The sequence below is a fragment of the Agrobacterium sp. ST15.16.024 genome, from assembly GCF_027956545.1.
In the GTDB taxonomy this organism is placed as follows: domain Bacteria; phylum Pseudomonadota; class Alphaproteobacteria; order Rhizobiales; family Rhizobiaceae; genus Agrobacterium; species Agrobacterium cucumeris.
This window is the reverse complement of the sequence record NZ_JAQKGO010000001.1, coordinates 366382-386733: the sequence shown is the minus strand read 5'-3', so window position 1 is coordinate 386733 and position 20352 is coordinate 366382. Positions and strand designations below refer to the sequence as shown.

The window sequence follows — 20352 nt, the reverse complement described above, 5'->3', positions numbered from 1 at the left end:
GCGTAAAGCCGCTACACTGTTTTCCCGAATGCTCTAATAAAGCCCATAGGGGAAATAACGGCGGTAGATTTCTTCCAGCCGGCCGTTGCGGGAAAGTGCGGCAAGCGCCTGATCGAAGGCCGGCACAAGCACATTATCCGGATCGACCGCCATGATGGAAAGGCCTTCGCCAAGAAACCTGTCGGACATATAAGGGCCGCCAAAGAGCGCGCAGCAGCCTTCGGCGGCGCTTCCCGAAATCCAGAAAGGCAAGCGCAGGCCGTCAGCAAAGATGGCGTCCACTTTGCCCGTCTTCAGGGCTTCATACATGGGTTCATAACCCTCGAAACCTTCAGGCGCAGCTTTGGGAAAAAATGCCTTGAGCATCTGTTCATGCCGCGAACCGGCGACAACCCCCACCTTTTTTCCCGACAGGGCGTCAGCACCGGACCCGGAAAACTTCGCGGCCTTGTTGACCGCAAGACGGGCGGGCAACAGCAGATAGGGGCGCGAGAAGGTAAAACTCTTGCGCAGGTCAGCGGTGGTGGCGATGCCGGAAATTACCGCTTCACCTTCCCCCATTTCCAGGGCCGCCTCCAGCTCGTCAAACGGCAATGCCTGCACCTGGCATTTGCTTTCCACCTTCAGCTGGGCGCAGATTTCACGCACCAGATCCACATGGAAACCCGCGAGCCGGCCCTCCTGATCGGTAAAATTGAACGGCGGAAAATCAACCGACATCAAAAACCTGATCCGCGGCACGGAAGAAAGATCGCCGCCCGGAAATCGCTCCTGCGCATCAAACAGCACCGGCATACGGTTTCCGTCCGAGAGACCTTCGGCGCGAGCTTCGCTAATAACACCAAAAAATTGTAAAGCGAAAGCTAAAGTAAAACCAATACCTATATTTCGCGTTACATTCGTCATTCTCATCTATACTGTCCGTGGCAGGATGTGGAACATTACCATGACGGCGGCGGCGATGCATGGATCAATCTAGCCACTATACACGAGAATCGTTTCGCACGACGGCAATGGAACGGAAAATTGCATTTTCATTCACCGGCGATGATCGGCAATGGAGCGCAGCCGAACAGGCTGAACTCGGGCAGGCGCAGTTCCTCGCTTCACTGGGCTTCGGAAAACCCTATATCGACGCATTCGAGCAGCGGGCTCTTAAAAACGGCTCGACGGTGGAAGATGAGTTGCTGGCAAGCGGCCTTGTCCAGCCGGACGCTTATTTCGGTGCTTTTGCCAGATTTCTGCGGCTGCCGTTTTTCCCGGAAATCGATCCGGAACGGGTCGAGGATATCAAGACCCTCGATACGCAACTCGCCGAACCACAGTTACTCCGGTTGAAGCCACTGAACGGCAGATCGCTCCTTCTGATCGTGCCGGAACTGGGACGGTTTGAATTGCTGAAGACCATGCTTGATCGGCATCCGCATCTTTTCGACGAACTTGCCGTTACCACGCCGCAGGCCATGCGCAGCGCAATCTGGAAGGCAGGTGAAACGCGCCGCAGCCAAGAGGCGCAACAACGGCTTTTCAACGCGGCACCGGGCCATTCCGCCAGGATTACATTACAGGGCCAGCAGGGTTTCTACACCGGCATTCTGGTTACGCTGCTGACGCTGTCGTTGCTTTTTTATACGGAAGCGGCCCTGGCTTACATCCACGTCAGCCTGACGATGCTCTATTTCTTCACACTGCTTTTCAGGCTGTTTGCGCTTGTTAATGCTCCGCACGCTCCGACGGAAAACGAAAAACAAGCCCTCCCCGCTCTCCGAAACGACAACGACCTGCCGGTCTACACCGTTCTCGTGGCGCTCTATCGCGAGGAGGCGGTCGTCGAGCAGCTCATCGGCGCGCTGGAGCGTCTGGATTGGCCCAGGTCCCGACTGGATATCAAACTCATCTGCGAAGCGGATGATGACGCGACGATCGCCGCCATCAAGCGCGTCAATCCCGGCCCGCATATCGAGCTCATAAAAGTGCCGCCATCCCTGCCACGCACCAAACCCAAGGCGCTGACCTATGCGCTCGCAGGAGCGCGGGGCGCCTTCGTTGTCGTTTACGATGCGGAAGACCGCCCGCATCCGCAGCAATTGCGCGAAGCTCACGCCACCTTTCGCCGCCAGCCGGACGAAGTGGCCTGCCTGCAGGCGCCGCTTATTATCAGCAATGCACGCTCCTCCTGGCTCAGCGCCTGTTTCGCGCTGGAATATTCCGGCCTCTTTCGCTGCATGTTGCCGGTTCTTGCCGCGCACAGACTGCCGCTGCCACTTGGCGGCACTTCAAACCATTTCCGCACCGCGATATTGCGCCGCGTTGGTGCGTGGGACCCCTATAATGTGACCGAGGACGCCGATATGGGCCTGAGGCTGCACAGGCTCGGTTATCGCTGCGGTGTCATCCGGCGACAGACGCTGGAAGACGCGCCAACCTCGCTCTCCGTGTGGCTGAGCCAGCGGGCGCGCTGGTACAAGGGCTGGTTGCAAAGCTGGCTGGTGATGACCCGTGCGCCCCTTACAACTGCGCGCCAGATGGGATGGATCGACTATATCGTCTTTCAACTGCTGATCGGCGGCATGCTTTTATCGTCGCTGACCCACCCCCTGCTGTTTCTATCCTTCGCCCTTATGGCCATGGCGATCCTGGAAAGCGGCACAGATATGCTGTTTTCCTGGCAGAGCATTCTGTTCTTCATCGATACGCTGAATATTCTCGGGAGCTACACCATCTTTGTGCTGATGGGCCGAAACAGAATGATAGCCTATGAAAAGCAACAGGTCGGACAATATTGGCTAGCGATACCGGTTTACTGGCTGATGTTGTCTTTTGCGGCATGGCGCGCGGTTGTGGAACTGAAAACCAGACCCTTCGTCTGGAACAAGACACCACATATGCCGGCCGTCAAGAATTCGGCCTGACGCGGCATCCGCAATATCGATGAATGCAGTTCTCACACGTCTTTTCGGCAACCGCAGAACGCATTCCACCATTGCAGAGGTGCTACTGCATAATCCGGTTTCGGCGGGTTGCCGTCATCGATACAGAATACACCAGAAGCCTTGCCGAATGAGATTTCTCCTCCGGCAAGCTCTGTCACGCCACCACGCGGGTGACCAACGGCCCTATTTAGCGACGAGTTTGTTCTTGATCAGACCGACAATGATCTGAACGATCAGACCACCGACACCGCCGCCAACCAGCTGACCCGCAAGAGCGCCGATATCCACACCACCGGCCGCCGCATTCCCCGCCGCTCCAAGCAACGAGCCAAGTACGGTTCCGCCGCCAATGCCGCCAATGGCGCCTGCAATCAGGTTGCCAAGCGAGCCGAGATCGGAATCCTTGACTATCTTCCCGCCAGCCGTGCCGCCAACCGCACCACCGATCACCTGGGCCAATATCGAAGCAAGATCCATGTCATCCTCCTCAATGGTTTCCCCGACCATTCGGGAAAACAAACTTCCCATTCATGTCTGCGCGGGCAGGAAGGAGCTGGCCTTGGACCCTACTCTTCTTTCTCGCCGAAAAGTTTCCAGACCACAGCACCGATGGCACCGCCGAGGATCGGAGCAAGCCAGAACAGCCACAGCTGCTGCAGCGCCCATCCACCGACGAACAATGCCTGTCCCGTCGAGCGGGCCGGATTGACCGAGGTATTGGTGACCGGAATGGAAATCAGATGGATAAGGGTAAGGGCAAGACCGATGGCAATTGGCGCAAAACCGGCTGGAGCCCTGCCATGCGTCGATCCCAGAATGACGATCAGGAAAAATGCGGTCAGGATCACTTCGATCAGCAGCGCTGATACGAGGGAATATCCTCCCGGTGAATGTTCGCCATAACCATTGGCGGCAAAACCACCAAGTTCGGCACCCGCCTTGCCAGTGACGATGACATAAAGCGCAGCTGCCGCAACAATCGCGCCCAGAACTTGCGCCACAATATAAGGAACGAGGTTCGATACCGGGAACTTGCCGGCCACCGTCAGACCAACGGAAACCGCCGGATTAAAATGACCGCCGGAAATGCCTCCGACCGCATAGGCCATGGTCAGCACCGTCAGGCCGAAAGCAAAAGCAACGCCGAGGAAACCAATGCCAAGCTCTGGAAACCCGGCAGCGAAAACCGCACTGCCACAGCCACCGAAGACAAGCCAGAATGTTCCCAGAAATTCCGAAAGAAGTTTGCGACTCATAACACTTCCCCATAATGTTACGACTGCATCAACTATTACGTGCAATTTAATCGTAGTCAAGCTAAATTGTAGAGATGCACTTGCCGCCTGGCGGCGGCCACGCACGACCTGCCCGCGGGCCAGAAAAGATTTCAGCTATATTGGAAAAATGGAGCGGGTGAAGGGAATCGAACCCTCGTATTCAGCTTGGGAAGCTGCTGCTCTACCATTGAGCTACACCCGCACCGTAAGACAAGACATCGGACAGTTCGCAACGGGTGTCAAGCACCCGGTACGCTCATTATCCCGCCCGGAAATGTTTGGAGAGTTTCAGGCCCTGGGCCTGATAATTGGAGCCGAGGCCCGTGCCGTAGAGGCCTTCCGGTTTCTGCAGCATGTGCTCGTAAACCAGCCGGCCGACGATCTGGCCGTGTTCGAGGATGAAGGGTACCTCGTGGCTGCGCACTTCCAGCACGGCGCGGCTGCCGGTGCCTCCGGCCTGTGCGTGGCCGAAGCCGGGGTCGAAGAAGCCGGCGTAGTGCACACGGAATTCGCCGACCAGCGGGTCGAAGGGCGTCATTTCGGCGGCGTAAAGCGGCGGCACGTGCACGGCTTCGCGTGAAACGAGAATATAAAACTCATCGGGATCAAGGATCAGTTCGGCGCGTCCGCGGGCAAAAAGCGGTTCCCAGAAATCGAGGACGTCGTGCTGGGCCTTCTTGTCGACATCCACCACGGCCGTGTGATGCTTGCCGCGATAACCGATCAGCCCGTTATCGCCGAAACCCTTCAGGTCGATAGAGAGCGCGATGCCGCCGCCCGTCACGTTGGGGGTTTCGCTGGCGACCAGCGTTTCCGTTTCGTGCAGCTTCAGAAGCTCGCTTTCGTTGAGCAGCGAATGGCCGATGCGGAAACGGATCTGCGACAGGCGCGAGCCGCGGCGCACCACCACCGGGAAGGTACGCGGGCTGATTTCCAGATAAAGCGGGCCGGCATATCCCGCCGGAATCTTGTCGAATTCCTGCGCATTGTCGGTCATCACGCGGGTAAAGATATCAAGACGACCGGTCGAGCTTTTGGGATTGGCCGAAGCAGACATCTCCGCCGGCAGCTCCAGGCTTTCCATCAGCGGGACGATATAAACGCAACCGGTTTCCAGCACGGCGCCCTCAGAGAGATCGACTTCGTGCAGGCTGAAGCGATTGAGCTTGTCGATGACGCGGGTTCCGGGGCCGGGCATGAAGCTGGCACGAACGCGATAGGCTTTTGAGCCCAGCCGCAAATCGAGGCTGGCGGGCTGCACCTGGTCAACATCGAGCTCGGCCTCGCTTTTCAGCTTGCCGCCCGCAAACAGCGCCCGGATAGCGCCATCCGCCAAAATGCCCGTGGTTCTCGTCATGGTCATCATTCCTTTTTACGGCGACAAAACCAAAAGGAAAGCATTGACGCAAGCCGATAACGGCAGTATGGCAAGCTTATCCCGTGGTGATTTGGCCGGTCGGCTTGCAGCCACGTTAAACAAGTGGCTAAAAAGACCGGGTGCTTGGAACCGGTCTGCTTTTGCGGCCGGTTTTTTTGTTTTGAAGGTGATCACATGAGCAATAAATGGCGCCCGGCAACCCAGCTCGTTCACGGCGGTACGCTACGCTCCCCCTATGGTGAGACGTCTGAAGCGATCTATCTGACCCAGGGTTTCGTCTACGAAAACTCCGAAGCCGCCGAAGCGCGCTTCAAGGGCGAAACGGACGGGTTCATCTATGCCCGTTATGCCAGCCCGACCAATGACATGTTCGAAAAGCGCATGTGCCTGCTGGAAGGTGCTGAAGACGCCCGGGCGCTCGCCTCCGGCATGGCCGCCGTCACCGCCGCCATCATGTGCCAGTTGCGCGCCGGCGACCATATCGTTGCCGCACGCGCCCTTTTCGGCTCCTGCCGCTGGGTGGTTGAAACCCTAGCTCCGAAATACGGCATCGAATGCACGCTGATCGACGGGCGCGATCTCGGTAACTGGGAAAAGGCGATCCAGCCGAATACCAAGCTGTTCTTCCTTGAAAGCCCGACCAATCCGACACTTGAAGTGGTTGATATTGCCGGCGTGGCAAAGCTTGCCAACCAGATCGGCGCGAAGGTCGTGGTCGACAATGTGTTTGCGACGCCACTCTTCCAGAAGCCGCTCGAACTCGGCGCCCATATCGTGGTTTATTCGGCGACCAAACATATTGATGGTCAGGGCCGTTGCCTCGGCGGCGTTATCCTTTCCGACAAGAAGTGGATCGAGGAAGAGCTGCAGGATTATTTCCGCCACACGGGTCCGGCCATGTCGCCGTTCAACGCGTGGACGCTGCTGAAGGGCATCGAGACCCTGCCGTTGCGCGTCAAGCAGCAGACGGAAAATGCCGGCAAGATCGCCGATTTCCTCGCCGATAGCGGCAAGGTCGCCAAGGTCATCTATCCCGGCCGCGCCGATCACCCGCAGGCCGATATTATCGCGCGGCAGATGTCGGGCGGCTCGACGCTGGTGGCTTTCGAACTGAAGGGCGGCAAGGATGCGGCTTTCGCGCTGCAGAACGCGCTGGAGATCGTGAAGATTTCCAACAATCTGGGCGATGCCAAGAGCCTGATCACCCATCCCGGCACCACAACGCACAAGAACCTTTCCGATGAGGCGCGCGCCGAACTGGGCATTTCCGGCGGAACTCTGCGGCTTTCCTGCGGTATCGAAGATACCGACGACCTGCTGGAGGATCTGGCGAAGGGGCTGGCAGCCGTTTCCGCCTGAAAATTCAATCCATAAGCACCATGGCCCTACCCTGCGTCGGGCCATGGCGCAGCCGGCTCCGCAGAGGGCAAAATCCTCTGGCGGGCAACCAATATTTACCTTTATCGTTATCCCTAACGGTGGAAAACGGCGCAACAACAGGTGGCGCCCACCCGTCAAGCCGTTCATTTTCTTGACGATAGCCAGAGCCTATAGTGTAGGATAATGGCAACAGGCATAATATCGAGGTGTGGCGCGTATGTATCGTGCTCTGACAAGGGATATCGAGGTAACGGTCGATCCGTATTATCTCGAAGAACAATCCGACCCGGATGACGACCGTTACGTCTGGGGTTACAAAGTCGTGATCTCGAACAACTCTGATATGACGGTGACACTCGTCAACCGCTATTGGCATATCACAGATCAGAACGGCCAGGTGGATGAAGTCTATGGGCCGGGCGTCGTGGGTGAGCAACCGCACCTGAACCCCGGCGACAGCTATGAGTACTCCTCCGGCTGCCCGCTGGACACGCCTTCGGGCCTGATGTTCGGCCATTATGAAATGGAAACCGAAAGCGGCGAGGTGTTCAATGTCACCATTCCCGCCTTTTCGCTGGATTCACCCGGGCTTTTACGGGTGTTGAACTGAGGTTCACGAGCAATTGAAAAGCCGCGCCTTTTAACAGCGCGGCTTTTTTACTCAGACGTTTTCAAACTCGCTGATGTCGTAGCGATAGGTGGTGGAGCAGAATTCGCACGTCACCGCAATTGCGCCGTCTTCCTCACTCGCCTTGATCTCTTCAGCGGTGAAGCCGGACAGAACGCCCTTGATCTTGTCACGCGAACAGCTGCAACGATCAAAGATGACCTGCGGATCATAGATGCGCACGCCACTCTCATGAAACAGCCGATACAGGAGACGTTCGACCGGCACCTGCGGGTCGGTCAATTCGTCGGTATCGACCGTATTCAGCAGCGTCACCGCCTCGGTCCAGGCATCGTCTTCCATCGTTTCGTGACCGCCTTCATCGCCATCACCACCGTGGAGATCGCGCATGCGCAGACGCTCCGGCGCCTGCGGCAGGAACTGGGCGATGATGCCGCCGGCACGCCAGCCATGGCGTGGCTTGCCTTCACCGTCACGGTCAAAGAACTCGGCAACGCCGAGGCGCACGCGGGTGGGAAGCTGTTCCGACTGCCGGAAGTAAACCCCGGCGATTTCTTCCAGCGACGAGCCATCCAGCGGAACAATGCCCTGATAGGGCTGCATACCCATACCCTGATCGATCGTAAACGCGAGAATGCCCGTGCCCAGCAATTGTTCGGGCGAGGTGGCGCCGGCAGCGATTGCCTCGGCCAGCCGCTCTTCGTCAAAACGGGCATAGGCGCGCATGCTCTCGGGCGCGGTGAAATCCGCTACCAAAAGGTCCACCGGGCCATCACCCTTGGTCTGCACCGTAAGCTTGCCGGAAAACTTCAGGGATGTACCGATCAGCGCCGTCAGAACCGTCGCTTCCGCCAGCAGGCGGGCGACAACCGTGGGGTAGTCGTGCCGTTCGAGGATGGCGTTCAGCAGCGGCCCAACCTGCACGGCGCGGCCGCGCACATCCAGACCTTCGACCTGAAAGGGTACGACCTTGTCGTCGCCAGCAAGAACGAGATCGTCGAGTTCAACCGTTACATCTGCCATATCATAACTCCCTGGCGCAGCCGTTGCGCCGCTACCGTCCAAAAGTCCGGCTTTTTGAATGTGCTTTTTCCGCTTGTCGCACAGAGATCCGGGAAGCGAAACCGCCTCCGGGGAAAATCGTGCAAATCTTGATGATGGCCCGCCAGCAAAAAACCGACGAGCCTCTTCGAAGTCCCACAGATGGTAATGTATGCGGCCAAGTTCAAGCACCTGGTCCGGCATCGATCAGAACCGGCAATGGTCGTCAGATGACGCCCATGCACCAGGCAATGACAGACTTCTGGGCGTGGAGCCGGTTTTCCGCCTCATCGAAGACCACCGATTGCGGCCCGTCGATAACGCCGTCCGTTACTTCCTCGCCGCGATGCGCCGGTAGGCAGTGCATGAACAGCGCGTCCTTATCGGCCTTGGCCATCAGCGCTTCATTCACCTGATACGGCTGGAAGATGTTGTGGCCGCGCGCCTTGTGCTCCTGGTTCATCGATACCCAGGTGTCGGTAACGATACAATCTGCCCCGGCAACCGCCTTGTCGGCATCATGATAAAGCGCGATCTCGCCGCCATTATTACGCGCCCAGTTCAGGAACTTGTCGTGCGGTTCAGAACCCATGGGCACCGCCATGTTCATGCGGTAACCGAAGCGGGCAGAGCCTTCAACGAAAGAGTGCAACACGTTATTGCCGTCCCCCGTCCAGGCGATTGTCTTGCCTTTCACCGGGCCACGATGTTCCTCGAACGTCAATATATCCGCCATGATCTGGCAGGGATGGGTGTCGTCGGTCAGGCCATTGATAACAGGCACGGTTGCATGTTCGGCAAGCTCAAGCAGGCGCGAATGATCCGTGGTGCGGATCATGATGGCGTCAACATAACGCGACAGAACCTTGGCCGTATCACCGATCGTTTCCGCACGACCGAGCTGCATTTCCGTACCCGACAGGAACAGGGTCTCACCGCCGAGTTGGCGCATGCCGACATCGAAGGAAACGCGGGTTCGGGTGGACGGCTTTTCAAAGATCATCGCCAGCATCTTGCCGGCCAGCGGCTTTTTCGCCGTGCCGGCCTTGGTGGCAATCTTGCGCGCCCGCGCATCATCGAGAATCGTCCGCAAGTCCTCCGACCCAACGGCCGAAAGGTCTAGAAAATGTTTTGGTGAAGCCATTTCAAACTGTCCCATGCTCGCGAGCCTCTGGGAAGAGGCCCGCCCTTGATTGGTTTCAGGCGATTTTCGCCTGTTTCGCTGTCAGGGAGGCGGCAGCCGCTTCCACTCGCGCCAGCCCTTCGCGGGCCTCTTCCGCCGTGGTGACGAGCGGCGGCAGAAGACGGATGACGTTGTCACCTGCCGGCACGCCGAGCAGGTGCTCCGCGCGCATGGCCTGCAATAGATCACCCGAAGGAACCTTCGCCTTGATGCCCATCAGCAGGCCTTCGCCACGAATTTCCTCGATCACATCAGGATAACGATCCTTGAGCGACGCCAGACCCTGGCGGAAGACCAGTGCGACATCACGAACCTTTTCCAGAAAACCGTCAGCCAGAACGACATCCAGCACGGCATTGCCAACCGCCATTGCCAGCGGATTGCCGCCATAGGTGGTGCCATGCACGCCGGCCGTCATGCCGGAAGCTGCATCCGCTGTCGCAAGGCAGGCGCCAAGCGGGAAACCGCCGCCGATACCCTTGGCAACCGCCATGATATCAGGCGCAACGCCGGTCTGCTCATAGGCAAACAGCTTGCCCGTGCGGCCGACACCCGTCTGGACTTCATCGAAAATCAGGAGAAGGCCGTGCTCGTCGCACAATCCACGCAGAATTTGCAGGAATTCCTTGCTCGGCGCCCGAATACCGCCCTCGCCCTGAATAGGCTCGATCAAAAGTGCGGCCGTCTCCGCCGTAATGGCGGCCTTCAAGGCATCGACATCAGCGAAAGGAACCTGATCGAAACCTTCGACCTTGGGGCCGAAACCCTCAAGATATTTCTGCTGGCCGCCGGCAGCGATCGTCGCCAGGGTGCGGCCATGGAAGGCACCCTCAAACGTGACGATGCGGAACTTCTCCGGATGACCCTTTGAATAATGATAACGGCGCGCTGTCTTGATGGCGCATTCCAGCGCTTCAGCACCTGAATTGGTGAAGAACACCTTGTCTGCGAAGGTTGCTTCCGTCAGGCGCTTGGCGAGCTTTTCCTGTCCGGGCACTTCATAGAGGTTCGACACGTGCCAGACCTTCTCGGCCTGCGTCTTGATTGCTTCCACAAGGTGCGGATGGGCGTGGCCCAGCGAGTTAACCGCAACACCGGCTGCAAAATCCAGATATCGTTCGCCGCTCTCCGTGAACAGCCAGACCCCTTCACCGCGCTCGAAGCGCAGCGGGGCTCTTGAAAACGTATCGAACAATGGCGCGGCGGCTTCGGCCATGGCTGTATCACTCCTTGCGCGGATGCGCTGTCATAAGGTTGTCAATAGGCTCGCGGGGTTATCCCTCGCCTGAAAATCAAAAATGCCGCCTCGCGGCGGCAGGGGCACTATTGTCACTTCGTTTGCCGATGTCAACAAAAGTCCGCGTTTCCCGGGCTTCTCAAGCACTAGTAGGCATCACCGAAAGAGGCCCAAGGTGTTGCCTTTCAGACTCAACTCGCCAGCAAGTTGGGGAAAACCGGAAAATCGATTCCAGATGATTCCCGCGACTCTTGCCACGGAGTCGGGCTGGCACTAGGTTAATCGCTAATTACTAGACTGCATTGCGGCGGAACTAGTCACCTAAAATCTGGCAGAAACCACGCTCGCGGCGCGCCCGTGAGGCGGAGACGGATTCTGCCGAAATATACGCGACAAGCGGAGAAGCGGCATGAACTGGACAGACGAGCGGGTCGAGAAACTCAAGAAATTGTGGGCCGAAGGACTGAGCGCCAGCCAGATAGCAGCGCAGCTGGGCGGTGTAAGCCGTAACGCCGTGATCGGCAAGGTCCACCGCCTCAATCTGCCGGGACGCGTCAAGGCTGGCGGACCGGTCACTTCGGCACGCTCCGCACCCAAGCGCACTGCGGCCCCCGCTCCGCGCGCGACAAATTTCACGGCACGCGTCAACGCGGCACCGGCCCGCACCATGAGCCGTTCGAATGCAGCAACCGCTCTTCACGAAGAGATCGATATCGAAACCGCGCAGGTTCTCGATTACGTTCCTTCCAGAAATGTCGTGACGCCGATTTCCCGTCGCCTGACTCTGACGGAACTGACCGAACGCACCTGCAAGTGGCCGGTCGGCGATCCCTTGAAAGACGATTTCCACTTCTGCGGTTGCGAAGCGCTGGAATCCTCACCCTATTGCAAGTTCCATGCGAAGCTCGCCTACCAGCCGGTCAGTGAGCGCCGCAAGGCTTGAGTGTTGCGGCACGCAATCAGCACTCAAAAACTACGGGCCTTCGGGCCCGTTTTTTTATGACAAATTCAGACCGGCTGCGGAAACAATGCGCCGGCGGAATGTTCGGCCTTTTCCTCCATCGCCGAGGCGCCTAGCCCACAATCCGCGCACCAACAGACAGGCGATTGTCCATTCAAAAGGTCAAGGTGTCGTGTTTGGGGAAGGTTCAAAATCAAAAGGCCCGAAACCGCAATGGTGTCGAGCCCTTTGATCTTTATACGTATGTTATGCTGACTGAAGCTGGTCAGTTCGGCTTCGCTCAGGCTTCCATCGAATATCCGGCACCGCGAACGGTGCGGATGACATCCTGCATGTGCGAAAAATTGAGCGCCTTGCGCAGACGTCCGACGTGAACGTCAACGGTGCGCTCATCCACGTAGATATCGTGGCCCCAGACGCCGTCCAGCAACTGCGAGCGAGAGAACACCCGACCCGGAGATGTCATCAGGAATTCCAGCAGGCGGAATTCCGTCGGTCCGAGACGCACTTCGCGGCTCTTGCGGTGAACGCGGTGGGTTTCGCGATCGAGTTCTATATCGCCGCATTTCAGCACCGAAGACAGAACCTCGGGGCGAGCCCGGCGCAGCATAGCCTTGACGCGGGCCATGAGTTCCGGCGTCGAAAACGGCTTGACGACATAATCGTCGGCACCGGTGGCAAGACCGCGTACACGCTCGCTTTCTTCACCGCGCGCCGTCAGCATGATGATGGGCAGGCGTTCGGTTTCGGGCCGCATTCTCAGGCGCCGGCACAGTTCGATGCCGGAAACACCGGGCAACATCCAGTCCAGGATGAGAAGATCCGGAATACGTTCCTGCAGCCTGATTTCCGCCTCGTCGCCACGGGGTATCGTGTCGACGTCGTATCCCTCAGCCTCGAGATTGTAACGAAGCAGGACGCTCAACGCTTCCTCGTCTTCCACAACTGCAATCTTGGGCACCATATACTAACTCCGCAAGCTTCTGCCTGTCTGTTATTCGGTCACCGAACCGAGTGTGTTGGAACTATCGTCCTTCGGACGCTCGCCCTCCGGCTGGCTGCCGGTGGCCATGTAATAAATTGTCTCAGCGATATTCGTCGCATGATCGCCAATACGCTCGATGTTCTTGGCGCAGAACAGAAGATGCGTGCAGGTGGTGATGTTGCGCGGATCTTCCATCATGTAGGTCAGAAGCTCACGGAAGAGCGACGTGTACATGGCGTCGATTTCTTCGTCACGCTCGCGGATGGCATTGGCCTTCTCGGCGGAACGGGTAGAATAGACGTCGAGCACTTCCTTGAGCTGCACCAGCGCCAGTTCCGACAGATGTTCGAGACCGCGGGCGAGCTTGCGCGGCACGCCGGTGCCGGCAACGGCGATAACGCGCTTGGCAGTGTTCTTGCCGAGATCGCCGACGCGCTCGAGATCGCCAGCAATACGCAGCGTGCCGATGATTTCGCGAAGATCGGCCGCGACGGGCTGCCGTCTGGCGATGGTGACGATGGCCTTGTCGCCGATCTCGCGCTCGGAATGGTCGAGGATCGCGTCGTCGGAAATGACCTTCTGCGCAAGCGCAGCATCGGAATTGACCAGTGCGCGCACGGCGTCGGCGCACATCTGCTCGGCCAGACCGCCCATTTCGGCGATGCGGCGCGTCAGGAACTTCAATTCGTCGTCATAAGCGGACAGAATATGCGAATGGGTCGTTGTCTGTGTCATGGTCTAATCCTCCGGCTTGGCCTTCATGCACGTGCACACCAGCGGGGCACGGCAAAGGCACCAGTCTTGTTCGGTTTCGATAAAGCGCCGGCCGGAAATCAGCCGAAGCGGCCCATGATGTAATCCTGCGTACGCTGGTCGTCCGGATTGGTGAACATCTTGTCCGTTTCGTTTTCTTCGACAAGATGACCAAGATGGAACATGGCCGTACGCTGGGAAACACGCGCTGCCTGCTGCATGGAGTGCGTAACGATGACGATCGTAAAATTGGCGCGCAGCTCGTGGATCAGTTCCTCGACCTTGGCGGTTGCGATCGGATCGAGCGCCGAGCAGGGTTCATCCATCAGGATCACTTCCGGGCTGACGGCAACCGCGCGTGCAATGCACAGACGCTGCTGCTGACCACCGGAAAGGCCGGTGCCGGATTCGTGCAGGCGATCCTTGACCTCGTTCCACAGGCCGGCCTTCTGCAGGCTCTGCTCAACGATCTGGTCCATATCCGCCTTGTTACGGGCAAGACCGTGGATACGCGGACCGTAGGAGATGTTCTCGTAAATCGTCTTCGGGAACGGGTTCGGCTTCTGGAACACCATGCCGACGCGGGCGCGCAATTCCACGACATCAATCGCCTGATCGTAGATATCGTCGGTGTCGAGCGTGATCTTGCCGGTGACCCGGCAGCCATCGATCGTGTCGTTCATACGGTTCAGGGTACGCAGGAATGTGGACTTGCCGCAGCCCGAGGGGCCGATAAGCGCGGTCACCGTATTTTCCCGAACGTTGAGGTTCACGTCGTAAAGCGCGCGCTTTTCGCCGTAATAAACCGAAACGTCCTTACCGATCATCTTGTACGAAACTTCATTCATTTTCTTGTCCAGCGCCTTTTCAACTGCTGCTTCCGACAACATGTTCATTGCTCAATCTCCCTCTACCAGCGCCGTTCGAAGCGGCGACGCAACAGGATTGCGCCAACATTCATGACGATGAGGAACAAAAGCAGGATGATGATAGCGCCGGATGTCCTTTCGACAAAGGCGCGTTCCGCTTCGTTCGCCCACATGTAAATCTGTACCGGCAGAGCCGTGGACGGATCCATCGGCGTTGTCGGATAATTTGCAACGAATGCCACCATGCCGATCAAGAGCAGCGGCGCCGTTTCACCCAGCGCATGGGCAAGGCCGATGATGGTGCCGGTGAGAATGCCGGGCATGGCGAGCGGCAGGACGTGATGGAAGATCGTCTGCATCTTCGAAGCGCCGAGACCAAGCGCTGCCGCACGGATCGACGGCGGCACGGCCTTCAACGCGGCGCGTGTGGCGATGATGATCGTCGGCAGTGTCATCAGCGTCAGGACCAGGCCGCCGACCAGGGAGGCCGAGCGCGGAAAGCCCATGAAGTTGATGAAGACGGAAAGGCCGAGCAGACCGTAAACGATCGAGGGAACGGCCGCGAGATTGTTGATATTCACCTCGATAAGGTCCGTCAGGCGGTTCTTCGGCGCGAACTCCTCGAGATAGATGGAGGCTGCGACACCGATCGGCAGTGACAGAACCAGCACGATCATCATCATGTAGAAGGAACCGATCAGCGCCACACCGACACCCGCCGCTTCCGGACGGCTCGAATTGCCGTTGACGAAGATGCCGGTGTTGAAGTGTTTGCCAAGCTGGCCACCTTCGGCGAGCTGGTTCATCCAGCCGAGCTGCTGGTTCGAGATGCGGCGGTTGGCCTCATCCACCGTCAGATCGACCTGGCCCTTGAAGGCGCTATCCACATCGCCCGATGCCAGAAGCGTGACGGTGCGCGTGGTGCCGATAACGGCAGGATCGGCGACGACGATGTCGCGCAGCTGGGTGCGGACGCTGTCGGAGATCATGACGTTGACGGCGCGCAGACCGGCGCGGTCCGTTGGCGCGACGCCGAGAACCTTGGCAACCGCATCGCGGGCGAGAACGGGATAATTGGCCGTCATCAGCTTTGCGGGATTTGCAGCCCGCTCATTCTTCGGATCGATGATCAGTTCGGAAAACTCGACCGGAACGGTGATCATCGTCTGCTGGAAGGCGGTGTAACCCTTGGATACGACCGACCAGAGCAGCAGGAAGAGGAAGATAAGGCCGAAGGAAATCGCTGCCATTCCATAGGCGCGGAAGCGGCGTTCGGCGGCATAGCGACGCTTGATGCCGATATCACGGCGCGTGGCGCTGTTTCCGGCGGTAGCGCCGGCTGTGGGAGAAACGATGTCGGTCATTCATATTGCTCCCGGTATTTGCGCACGATGTAAAGCGCGTAGATATTCAGGCAAAGCGTGATGGCGAAAAGCGTGATGCCCAGCGCGAAGGCGACAAGCGTCTGCGGCGAGGTGAATTCAAGGTCGCCGGTCAGCTGGCTGACGATCTTGACCGTTACCGTGGTCATCGGTTCGAACGGGTTGATCTGCAGGCGGGCAGCAACACCGGCGGCGAGAACCACGATCATGGTTTCGCCGATCGCACGCGACGCCGTCATCAGCACGGCGCCGACGATGCCGGGAAGAGCGGCGGGAACGATGACCTTCTTGATGGTTTCAGAGCGCGTGGCACCAAGACCGAGAGAACCATCGCGCAACGAACGCGGCACGGCGGTGATGATATCGTCCGACAGCGACGAGACATAGGGAATGAGCATGATGCCCATCACGAAGCCGGCGGTAATGACGCTCTGCGCCTGGATGAAATTGGCGTAGTTGCCGGTTGCGAGGCCGTTGATCTGCGTGGAGATGTCCCGCAGGAACGGACCCACCGTCGTCAGCGCGAAGAAGCCGTAGACGATCGTGGGAATACCGGCGAGCACCTCGAGCAGCGGCTTTGCCACTGAACGCAGGCGCGGCGAGGCGTATTCCGACATGTAGATCGCCGAAAACAGACCGACCGGGACCGCGACCAGCATGGCGACAAAGCCGATATAGAGCGTGCCGGCAAGCAGCGGGATGAGGCCGAACTGGCCGGACGAGTCCGTTGCACCGGCGGCCGCAAAACGCGGATCCCACACGGTTCCAAAAAAGAACTGGTGTGCCGGAACCATGGTGAAGAACTGGATGGCTTCCGTCAGCATCGACAGGACGATGCCGATGGTCGTCAAGATGGCGATGGACGAGGCGACAAGCAGGGACGCGAGAATGACCCTTTCGACCTTGTTGCGCGCCCGAAAGCGGGGAGCGATCGAACGCAGCGCATAAGCGGCGCCAGCGAACGCGGCCGCCAGCACGATGACAATCATCGCGATGCGGCTTGTCGAGGTCATCGTGTTCAGCGTCTGGGCCGCATCGACCATATAACGCTCGGGATCGCCGGCAATTGCGACGCCTTTCGATGCCAGAAGCGGCCTTACCGTGGCTGTATCCGCATCGGCCTGCGCGGTTTCTTCCGCCGTCAGGCGCTGAAGTCCACGGGCGATGGAGCTCACCATGCCATATGTCAGGCTTTGCTGCGCCTCGGACTGGGCGCGCACGTCTTCGGGAAAATTACCACGCACGGCCGAGGTAATGACCAGCGGGCTGATAACAAGCCATATACAGAGAATGAACGCCGCGGGCAAAACCGCCCAGACAACCGCGTAGGAGCCGTGGTAACCGGCACGGGAATGCATGCTGGCGGGGCGCCCGCCAGACAGAGCAATGGCGCGGCGACTGCCGAGCAGATAACTGCCGATGCCGATCAGCACCAGTATCAGCAAAAGGATCGATGTGTTCATTAGAATTCCCTCGGCGTGCCTCAAGAGCACGGTGCGATATCGGGCAAATCAAAAAGTCATCAAAACGAGACCGCTGGACCATCCAGAGATGCCTGCCTTTTGACTGTATGAAAGTCTGGCAAGCGTCAAGGTTGATACAACCTATCCATCTGTAATCCATAAACAATTATGTGGATGGCGATGGATCGGAACTGTCAACCGGAGACAATCGCCGAAGCGGAGAGGCACCGGGCGGAACAAGGGGCGCGGCAGGCCGCGCCCCTCATCTTTATTACATGGAAGCGCCGGCTGCGAACTTGGCGCGGATTTCTTCGCGCTCCTTGTCCGGAGCAGCAACCAGGCCGTAGTTGGCGAGCGGGGAATCCGGGCCGATCATGTCGTCAGAAACGAAGAATTCGACGTATTCCTTGAGGCCCGGGATAACGCCCAGGTGAGCCTTCTTCACGTAGAAGAACAGCGGGCGGGAAACCGGATACTTGCCGCTGGCAACGGTTTCGGTGGACGGAACAACGCCAGAAACAGTGGCAACCTTCAGACGGTCAGCATTGTTTTCATAGAAAGCGAGGCCGAAAACGCCGAGGCCGGTCTTGTTGGCGTCGATGCGGGCCAGCGTTTCGGTGTAGTCGCCGTCGATGTCGACTGCGGCGCCGTCCTTACGGACAGCGATGCACTTTGCAGCTGCCTGCTTGGCATCGGTAACGATCTTCTTGATCGCGTCGGTAGCGCCGGCTTCCTTGCAGCCGTCAGCCATGATCTTCTCTTCGAAGACTTCGCGCGTGCCGTGCTTGGAACCCGGGATGTAAGCGGCGATCGCTACATCAGGCAGTTCCTTGTTGACTTCCGACCACTTCTTGTTGGGGTTGGCAACGAGCTTGCCGTCCTTGACGATTTCAGCTGCGAGAGCGAGGTACAGATCCTTCGGCTCAAGCTTGATGTCCTTGTTGGATGCGTCCATTGCGAAGACGATACCGTCGTAACCGATCTTCACTTCCTGAACGTCGGTAACGCCAGCAGCCTTACAGGCGGCCAGTTCGTCGCTCTTGATTGCGCGCGAAGCATTGGCGATGTCGATGGTGCCTTCACCAACGCCGGAGCAGAACGCCTTCAGACCACCGCCCGTGCCGCCGGACTCAACAACCGGAGCCTTGAAGTTCGGGAAGGTTTCGGCAAAGGTTTCAGCAACGATCTTGGCATAGGGCAGAACCGTGGAAGAACCGGCAACCTGGATCTGGTCGCGAGCAGCGGCGGCGCCAGCGAAGGCGACAGAAGCCACCAGAGCTGCTGCGGAAAATTTAAGGATGTTCATTTGTCTCTCCCGTCGTGGGCTTGTTTGTGGACGCGGCCGATAGCGGCACTCGCTCAAAGCATGCGCTCGGCGACCTTTTCTTAACCACCGTAGCCACATCCTTTTATGTCACTTCAGTGAAAGATTTGTGACAACCTAAATTATTGATTTAATTTATAAAATTTTACGACATTAACGGCTGACAGATATTTTATGTCAGAATCTGACGGTGAAGTCCGTACCGTTGCCCAATTCCGATTTAATGATGAGGCGGGCACGGTGGCGGGTGAGGATATGCTTGACAATGGCAAGCCCCAAACCCGTTCCCTTTTTGGAACGGCTGTCGGCGACGCTGACGCGATAAAACCGCTCCGTCAGACGCGGCACATGTTCGGCGGGAATGCCTGGCCCCTTGTCGATGACGCTCACTTCCACCGGCTTGCCGGGTTCAGCGCGTAGCCAGACATCCACGACCTTGCCTTCCTGTCCATATTTGCAAGCATTTTCAACGAGGTTCTGGAACACCTGCACCAGTTCGTCGCGATCGCCCTGCACTTCCGCCGGCCGGTCGGGCAGATGCAGGGTGATCTCCACATCCAGCTCGTTGGCGAGCGGCAGCAACGCGTCCCGCACATGACCGATGACGGGGACGAGGTCGACCTTCTGGTCGGGCGCGATATTTGCCCGTAGCTCCAGCCGTGAAAGCGACATCAGATCATCCACCAGCCTGCTCATGCGGGTCGCCTGATCGAGCATGATGGCGAGAAAACGTTCCTGTGCTTTCGGGTCGTTGCGAGCCGGACCCTGCATGGTTTCGATGAAGCCACGCAGCGAGGCGAGCGGCGTGCGCAATTCATGGCTGGCATTGGCGACGAAGTCGCTGCGCATCCGGTCGATGCGGCGAAGCTCCGACACATCGCGGAACGACAATATGTAAAATGGTGGGCCGGCCACCTCCCCCGCATCCGCCCGGGCAATGCGAACGATGAAGACGCGCTCTGATGGAAAACGCTCCGAATGCTCGACCTGATTGGGTTGGCCGGTGGTTATGGTTTCGCGGATGACATCCAGCAGGCCCGGGGATCGCAGGCGGGCGGAAATATGCGCGCCGGGCGGAAGCTGGCCGAACGCCCGTTCCGCCGCCCCGTTCTGAAACAGCACGCTGGCATTCTTGTCGAGGATGAAGACCGGCGTATCCAGCACCGCAAGACCGGCCCTGACGCCCGAAATGACACTTTCCGCAGGCAACTCGGGCTCATCCGTTTCCGCAACCGCGGCTTCACCGGCTTTGGACACCGCTGACCGTTCCCGAACCGCCAGAATGGCGATGATGGCGCAGAGCCAAAGGGCGGCCGGCATATAGGGCGTGTGCAGTTCCGAAACGGCCACGATGGCCAGCATGCTGACGACGAGAACGGGCAACCAGTTTCGGCCAAGCTTTCGTCCCAAAAGCCTTAATCCACGATCGCCTTCCATGACTGCCATTTCAGCCTGCTTTCCACTTTCACCTGACAGCGCATCGAATTCTCATAGGCCAGCTTCATGACAGAGATTCATCACCGCGCATTTTTCACAACGTATATGCGCAAAATCTGTG

At 58.5% G+C, this 20352-nt stretch carries 18 protein-coding genes, 1 tRNA gene and 1 riboswitch; of the genes, 4 read left to right on the top strand and 15 right to left on the bottom strand.

The features are described from left to right. Positions 1 to 33: 33 nt before the first annotated feature. A complete protein-coding gene (locus PL640_RS01885; RefSeq protein ID WP_271360642.1) occupies positions 34 to 795 on the bottom strand; it encodes a transporter substrate-binding domain-containing protein in 762 nt (253 codons plus the stop codon). 170 nt (positions 796 to 965) lie between these two features. On the opposite strand from PL640_RS01885, the gene PL640_RS01880 reads away from it, so the two are divergent. Next, on the top strand, positions 966 to 2912 hold the full coding sequence (locus tag PL640_RS01880; RefSeq protein WP_271360641.1) for a glycosyltransferase family 2 protein: 1947 nt from the start codon (positions 966 to 968) through the stop codon (positions 2910 to 2912). 204 nt (positions 2913 to 3116) lie between these two features. Here the strand turns inward: PL640_RS01880 and PL640_RS01875 are convergent, their stop codons facing one another. From PL640_RS01875 to PL640_RS01860, 4 genes are all read right to left on the bottom strand, one after another. Next, positions 3117 to 3410 carry a hypothetical protein gene (locus PL640_RS01875; protein WP_046800726.1) on the bottom strand — a complete coding sequence of 98 codons (294 nt, stop codon included), beginning with the start codon at positions 3408 to 3410 and terminating at the stop codon, positions 3117 to 3119. 89 nt (positions 3411 to 3499) lie between these two features. After that, the gene (gene aqpZ, locus PL640_RS01870; protein ID WP_271360640.1) at positions 3500 to 4189 is read right to left on the bottom strand and encodes an aquaporin Z; all 690 of its coding nucleotides are present in this window, start codon (positions 4187 to 4189) and stop codon (positions 3500 to 3502) included. A gap of 149 nt (positions 4190 to 4338) precedes the next feature. Further along, positions 4339 to 4412 (bottom strand) — tRNA-Gly (locus PL640_RS01865). 57 nt (positions 4413 to 4469) lie between these two features. Further along, entirely contained in the window at positions 4470 to 5567 is a 1098-nt protein-coding gene (locus PL640_RS01860; protein WP_271360639.1) for a 2'-deoxycytidine 5'-triphosphate deaminase, read from the bottom strand. 73 nt (positions 5568 to 5640) lie between these two features. After that, a riboswitch (SAM riboswitch) is annotated at positions 5641 to 5719 on the top strand. Positions 5720 to 5762: 43 nt separating this feature from the next. Here PL640_RS01860 and PL640_RS01855 point away from each other — a divergent pair. After that, positions 5763 to 6947, top strand: coding sequence for an O-succinylhomoserine sulfhydrylase (locus PL640_RS01855; RefSeq protein ID WP_052820249.1), 1185 nt, complete (start codon positions 5763 to 5765; stop codon positions 6945 to 6947). A gap of 238 nt (positions 6948 to 7185) precedes the next feature. Further along, the gene (apaG, locus tag PL640_RS01850; protein WP_142840988.1) at positions 7186 to 7578 is read left to right on the top strand and encodes a Co2+/Mg2+ efflux protein ApaG; all 393 of its coding nucleotides are present in this window, start codon (positions 7186 to 7188) and stop codon (positions 7576 to 7578) included. Between the two features lie 51 nt (positions 7579 to 7629). Here the strand turns inward: apaG and PL640_RS01845 are convergent, their stop codons facing one another. The 3 genes from PL640_RS01845 to PL640_RS01835 form a co-directional block, all read right to left on the bottom strand. Continuing rightward, a complete protein-coding gene (locus PL640_RS01845) occupies positions 7630 to 8619 on the bottom strand; it encodes an Hsp33 family molecular chaperone (RefSeq protein ID WP_271360638.1) in 990 nt (329 codons plus the stop codon). 244 nt (positions 8620 to 8863) lie between these two features. Further along, on the bottom strand, positions 8864 to 9781 hold the full coding sequence (gene argF, locus PL640_RS01840) for an ornithine carbamoyltransferase (RefSeq protein WP_271360637.1): 918 nt from the start codon (positions 9779 to 9781) through the stop codon (positions 8864 to 8866). Positions 9782 to 9836: 55 nt separating this feature from the next. Next, positions 9837 to 11036, bottom strand: a complete 1200-nt coding sequence (locus PL640_RS01835) for an aspartate aminotransferase family protein (protein ID WP_142840986.1) — start codon at positions 11034 to 11036, stop codon at positions 9837 to 9839. Between the two features lie 430 nt (positions 11037 to 11466). On the opposite strand from PL640_RS01835, the gene PL640_RS01830 reads away from it, so the two are divergent. After that, positions 11467 to 12000 carry a GcrA family cell cycle regulator gene (locus PL640_RS01830; RefSeq protein ID WP_269700093.1) on the top strand — a complete coding sequence of 178 codons (534 nt, stop codon included), beginning with the start codon at positions 11467 to 11469 and terminating at the stop codon, positions 11998 to 12000. A gap of 298 nt (positions 12001 to 12298) precedes the next feature. Here PL640_RS01830 and phoB read toward each other — a convergent pair whose 3' ends face one another. From phoB to phoR, 7 genes are all read right to left on the bottom strand, one after another. After that, entirely contained in the window at positions 12299 to 12982 is a 684-nt protein-coding gene (phoB, locus tag PL640_RS01825; protein WP_003493692.1) for a phosphate regulon transcriptional regulator PhoB, read from the bottom strand. Between the two features lie 30 nt (positions 12983 to 13012). Next, a complete protein-coding gene (phoU, locus tag PL640_RS01820) occupies positions 13013 to 13738 on the bottom strand; it encodes a phosphate signaling complex protein PhoU (protein ID WP_142840984.1) in 726 nt (241 codons plus the stop codon). Between the two features lie 98 nt (positions 13739 to 13836). After that, positions 13837 to 14652, bottom strand: coding sequence for a phosphate ABC transporter ATP-binding protein PstB (pstB, locus tag PL640_RS01815; protein WP_142840983.1), 816 nt, complete (start codon positions 14650 to 14652; stop codon positions 13837 to 13839). Positions 14653 to 14666: 14 nt separating this feature from the next. Continuing rightward, the gene (gene pstA / locus PL640_RS01810; RefSeq protein ID WP_271360636.1) at positions 14667 to 15989 is read right to left on the bottom strand and encodes a phosphate ABC transporter permease PstA; all 1323 of its coding nucleotides are present in this window, start codon (positions 15987 to 15989) and stop codon (positions 14667 to 14669) included. Further along, the gene (gene pstC, locus PL640_RS01805; protein WP_142840981.1) at positions 15986 to 17470 is read right to left on the bottom strand and encodes a phosphate ABC transporter permease subunit PstC; all 1485 of its coding nucleotides are present in this window, start codon (positions 17468 to 17470) and stop codon (positions 15986 to 15988) included. Before pstC ends, pstA begins: the two co-directional genes overlap by 4 nt. A gap of 271 nt (positions 17471 to 17741) precedes the next feature. Next, the gene (locus PL640_RS01800; protein ID WP_142840980.1) at positions 17742 to 18776 is read right to left on the bottom strand and encodes a substrate-binding domain-containing protein; all 1035 of its coding nucleotides are present in this window, start codon (positions 18774 to 18776) and stop codon (positions 17742 to 17744) included. Positions 18777 to 18971: 195 nt separating this feature from the next. Then, on the bottom strand, positions 18972 to 20240 hold the full coding sequence (gene phoR / locus PL640_RS01795) for a phosphate regulon sensor histidine kinase PhoR (RefSeq protein WP_271360635.1): 1269 nt from the start codon (positions 20238 to 20240) through the stop codon (positions 18972 to 18974). Positions 20241 to 20352 lie beyond the last annotated feature (112 nt).